The sequence below is a fragment of the Dethiosulfatarculus sandiegensis genome, from assembly GCF_000931935.2.
Taxonomy (GTDB): Bacteria; Desulfobacterota; Desulfarculia; order Desulfarculales; family Desulfarculaceae; genus Dethiosulfatarculus; species Dethiosulfatarculus sandiegensis.
The window spans coordinates 1-5,402 of the sequence record NZ_AZAC01000053.1 but is presented as its reverse complement, the minus strand read 5'-3'; the positions used below and the strand labels follow the sequence as shown (position 1 = coordinate 5,402).

At 41.6% G+C, this 5,402-nt stretch carries 2 protein-coding genes; one reads left to right on the top strand and one right to left on the bottom strand.

Going from position 1 to position 5,402, the window contains the following annotated elements; genetic code table 11:
- Positions 1-103: 103 nt before the first annotated feature.
- Complete coding sequence (locus tag X474_RS21035) at positions 104-3,430, top strand: ATP-binding protein (protein ID WP_197282218.1); 3,327 nt, start codon at positions 104-106, stop codon at positions 3,428-3,430.
- 4 nt (positions 3,431-3,434) lie between these two features.
- Here the strand turns inward: X474_RS21035 and X474_RS21030 are convergent, their stop codons facing one another.
- Positions 3,435-5,390, bottom strand: a complete 1,956-nt coding sequence (locus X474_RS21030) for a glycosyltransferase (protein ID WP_044351817.1) — start codon at positions 5,388-5,390, stop codon at positions 3,435-3,437.
- Positions 5,391-5,402 lie beyond the last annotated feature (12 nt).

Here is a 5,402-nt window from a genome sequence, read left to right as displayed (position 1 = left end):
ATAACTAGGAATTATGCGGTATCTTCACCAAGAACACTGGTATCGGTTTGTAAAAAAAGGCAAGCGGGATGGACGGTACTTTGAGGATCTTGTTGCGCGGCTTTTGGAGAAACTGGAAGGGGGACGATGGATAAGGACGCCTCATTCTTGGGACAGAGGCCGCGACTTTTTCCGTGCCGACTGCCGGACCATTGCGGCCGAAGCAAAAAACCGCAAGGCCCCGCTTTCAATAAGCTCTCTTAGTCCAACCCTAGTCATGGCCGTGGCTGATAATCTTGGCGAGGTCATATTCTTTTCCTACAGCCGCATCAACTCCAACGCCATTGAACACCTTAGCGCATTTGAGGAGCAGACTCGGATAAGGATCCGGGTTTTCCATGATGATAGTCTTGAAGACTTAATACTACGCTATCCTACGATTCTCAGAGAGTTTTTCCCTACATACAATGCAGGAAGGCGGTTCGCAATCGGACATGTTAAAGTCACGACACGAATATCCCGTGATCCGGAAATTCACGTGGCTGAACTCGGAATGAGCGATGCTTTGTTTGAAGAAAATACGGCAGGCTCGGATGCGTTAACTGGGTTTCTCAATCTTCTTGAGACCTTTGCAATGGATTTTCATGTACAGAATGTCTCCACAGTAAAAAAGCAAACATTTAAAATTAGACTTTCACCTGAAACCGTGCTGAATCATTTCGAGCTACTGGATAAAGAAATTGAGGAAAACGATTTTCAGTTCGAACTGGACCTTGCACCGGGCCAGGTAAGACGCCGTAGGGTGCATCTGCGCCCATTTTCACCAGGTAAAGATATCGACCTGACAAAATGGGAGCCGGTTGAGGAAAAAGTCAGGATTAAACGCCGTTCATTCCCACACCAAATTACAGTTACCGCCTTAGTGAGATCTCCCCTGGTCGGAGTCGTTTATGTTTCAGCTCTCAAGGCATTTGAGAGAGAAATCTCCTACCGGGATAAACCTGTATTTCGTACCACCTACGGGATAAGTGGGTGCGGCAAGACTCGGATGCTATATGAGTATAGGAATTTACTTTTTCGCCACGGATATAGAATTATACATATACGTGGCGAGTTCGCGCAAATGACCAGTTTTGACGAGTTTATGAGACGCTACCTGGCAACTCGGTACGGATTACCCCGTCAAGCCCCTGATGAAGGAGATCAAACCCTCAATGCTCCGTGGCGTGATAAATTAGACAAGCGAAGCCAGATAGACAGATTGCTATATGATAAGTCATGGGCTCCATCCCAACATATGAATGAATGCGAAGATGTATTTTTGAGATCACTGTCAGACCAACAGATTGGTCTGGTCATCGATGATGTCCAAGGTTTGGATCCAACAACGCTGCAATTCATCAATAATCTGACAACAAAACTTCTTGATAGTAACCATCGTTTCGTATTGCTGTTAACCTTTAATCTTGATCTCATAACTCTAGGATCACGCGCAAATTTATACCTGCAACGATTGATTGATTTATCATTTACACATTCTACATCCATTTCATCACTTGAGCTTGAAGGCTTTTCTGTTGGTGAAGCTCGAGAGTTTATCAATAATTGCCTTCGTTCTAAGCAGACAGATCCAGATAGTTTTTTTACAATTATTTATAAGGAAATTACTCAGATTTTGTTAAGTAAAATTGAGCTAACACCATTATTTCTTGAGCAAACGCTTCTTTATCTAGACCATAAGAAGGCTATCAAGCATGATGCGCTTGGATACTATGTGCATAACTATAAAACACTCAAACGTGAAGTGAATCAACTGGAAACGGGGCCAAAAGGAAAAAGATTAGAAATCTTATTGTCTCATCGTTATAACGCTCTAGAGAAGACACTCAGTGAGGACGAATGGGTTATTATTGAATTACTCTGCCGCCTACGACAAATTCCCAGATTAGCTTTTAATGATCTGAGAATAAACTTATTAGATATTATACACCTTATAGAGCTTGGTATAATTGTAGACATTGCCGGATATGCGGTAGAGTTTCGTCATCAGACATTACTCCGCCTTATCAGTAGTAGACGTAAGCTATCTGACCAAGCGATCATTCGCCTTGATCAGTTTTTTTTAGTGGCCCGATGGCGTGAAGTGTACTTTGCACAATACATGCTTCGCGTAATGGAGTCTGGCATGCTTTCCCGCAAGCTCGCATCCAAACTTTTAGATAGATTGAGGAAAGGGCAAATAGATAACGAAGACTTACTCCCACTGACTGATGCATTGCTTTTGGAGCTTAATCAGTTGATACAATGGTTTGATCCATCGGCTGTAATTAGAGTTTTGGATGATATAGCTTACTGTCTAAGACCTTTGCTTGGATTTGACCACGCCGCCAAGCTGTATGCAGCTATATATCGAAGGCTTGTAACATTTCAAGACGACATTAGACAAGCCGGCTCAGAGTTTTTCATGTTGTGTGCCCGCTATGGATCCTTAGTATTGGCGATGCGCCAGGATCAGAAAGCAATGGGTATCCTTCGATCCTCACTTGACATGATCAAATCTTTTGAGTTTTCTAATTCGAAAATGCGTGATGAGTCGATAGGCCTGGTTGCAAATCGACTCTGTGCTGCGCTTCTGGGTCATAGAAGAAAAGATGCAGCAAAAAAAATGAGCCGTAAAGTTATGCGTGCCGCCCATAGAGGCGGGTTTAAGTATATTGAATTTCAGCAGCACATTGATAATGGATACATACACTATGGTTTTAGATCTGATAATGCGAAACTTATATATCATTGGAAAACTGCCGTTACTTTGTTCGATGAAGCTATATTACCAGAACACGAATTAATAACCAATCGGGCTGTGGCAAAGTTGCATGAAGCGCACGTGGACATTTTAGAGGGTAAGTTAAAGAGTGCTCTTTCGCTTATTAAGCGTGAACGATGGATATGCAAAGAACAGCTGGATCCTTTCCATGAATCGAAGCTTGTACTGTTAGGCGCAGTGGTTTTTCTTTTAGGAGGTAGGCGGATCATGCCTGTCGAAAACGCAATAGAATTGGTTTCATACGCCAAAGACCTGGCAAGTCGTTTCGATCTTGGGCAAGTTTATTGGATTGCTTTTCACACTAACGCGAAAATTTGGCAGATGAATCATGAAAAAGAACGGGCAGCAGGTGAATTAAATCGTGCATTTGCTGAATTGACTTCTGTTGTTGATAATGCTGAAATGGAAGATCGCTTTGATTGGTTCTTTGAGGATTATGCTATTTCAATGAGGGAGCTTGATGCCAGGGTTGACTCTGACCGTATTATTCTTGTCAAACGAAAATCTCGGCAAAACACAATGCACTCTATCCTTGAAATGACATCTAAAGAGTTCAATAATTATTATGCCAATTATACACCAAAAACTACATATTATCGTGATAAGTATAATTTGCCATGTCCATAATTAGTCATTGACTAATTTTTTGATATACACGATTGTGACCAATATTAAATATATTCTGGAATGAATTCATATCAATTACTGATAATGCTTCAGTGACTTCAGAAAATCCTTTCCAAAATAATGAACCTGGCAAGTCGAAACCCGCATCATCGACAATTAAATAACCACCATCCTTAACTAGTTTTTGATAGTTCGTAATATCCTGCCGCACAGACTCAAAGCGATGATCACCATCAATATAGATAATATCAAAGGCTTTACCCGAAAACCGGTTTAAGATGTTATCATCTTGTGACCGGCCTTGGTGAAGAGTAAAGTTACTCATATCCAAGTGGAAATCATTGTATATTTGCTGAATATCACTTTTGTAGTTGTATTCAGGGTAGAGGCTTTGTACGCGCGCAAGCTGTTCTTGCTCTACCTCGGAATGTCCTTCACTTTCCGTGCCTTGTAAAGGTGACACGCCGAACGTTCTGACCTTGATTGCTAAAAGGCGGGCAATGATCTGCCATAATGATACTATTTGACCTCTATAAACACCAATTTCCAGCGCATTAACTGTGTGTTGTCTATTTGTCGCTCTATTAAGTAGATACAGCCACATCATGTGAAATGCTCGGTCCCCATAACCCCAATCATTGGCTTCGACATAATTACGATGTATCCGCAAATCCATGATCGTATTTGTCATATAGGAAAATTCTGACCAAATCTTATCATTGCCTTCAGCGGTGTTTTTGTATCTTTCAACTAATTCTTCAGCCCTGCGCAACTGTGGAGTAATGTCACCTGGACGGGGACATGTAGTGTGATTCCTATGGGTGTCTTGCTGCACTTTTGCCCAAGACTGATCACGCAGCAGATGGCTAACTGATACCACATTACCGTTCCTGTCAACGATCATGTCCCGTTCAATAGGGCGGTGCCTGAACCAGTGTGCATTGTCGCTCAAACTTATAAATCTATCAACAAAATATAGCAATGGATTTCTTTTGGTTATAAAATTAGAATTAAGATGCTTCATGAGGCTTATATGGCTTAGATCTCGCTCATAAGTAGGTAATTCATATATTGAGCTAATGTTAAAGAGATTGTTAAAAAGGTTATGATACCAATCTATATCCATAACGTTGGCCAGACTAACCAGTGCATACTCTGTCTTATCTATCATACGACTTAATAGCTCACTTTTGATAAACTCTCTGTAATATCTGTCTAAATCAATCTCTATTAAGCTGTGAAAGTATTTATAAAAAACAGCCTTTGTATCTCCTTTGATCTCACCCCCTTTATATACTTCTCGGGTGTCTGTAACATAACTGCTTTTGTGATAACAAACAACGTCCCCCAGCACCCAAACATCTCGTTTGATATTCTTTAGTTTTAGGCACAATTCGATATCTGTGTAGTGCGACTCACGAGGAATTGAAAAGCCACCAATCTCATGAAATGTACATTTATCCATCATCATAAGCGCTGAGCAAGCAGCTTGAACACACCGCCTTATTTTTGTTAGCGGGTGGCTAGGTAAAAGATCTTGAAATGTATGTGGGATATTGTACTGTGTAAAGCCAATCCCATAATCGATAATTCGACCGGTAAAAGGACTAATCAACTTAGCAGCAGTCGCCCCTATCCTCTCTGAATGGCGATGAAATTTATACATGGTCTCTAGCCAGCCGGGAGTAACTATGACGTCGTCGTCACAAAACACAAGGATCTCCCCACGAGCTTGTTGGGCGCCAAGGTTTACCGCGCCCGAATAGCCAAGGTTTTCCTCTACCTCCACAACACGTGCATATTTCTTCGCAATAGCAGAACCAGTTTCGCTTATTCGGCTGTTGTTGGCAATCACTAGGATCTCAACCTCCGCAGGCACTGTCTTGCGCAATGCTCGAAGGCAATATTGAAGACCAATTTGGTTGCTGTGGTGTGGAACGATGATTGATATGTACCGCATAATTCCTAGTTA

What these genes read in the sequence shown, in the direction of transcription:
- X474_RS21030 (WP_044351817.1), bottom strand. Translation starts at nt 5,390, where the DNA reads ATGCGGTACATATCAATCATCGTTCCACACCACAGCAACCAAATTGGT.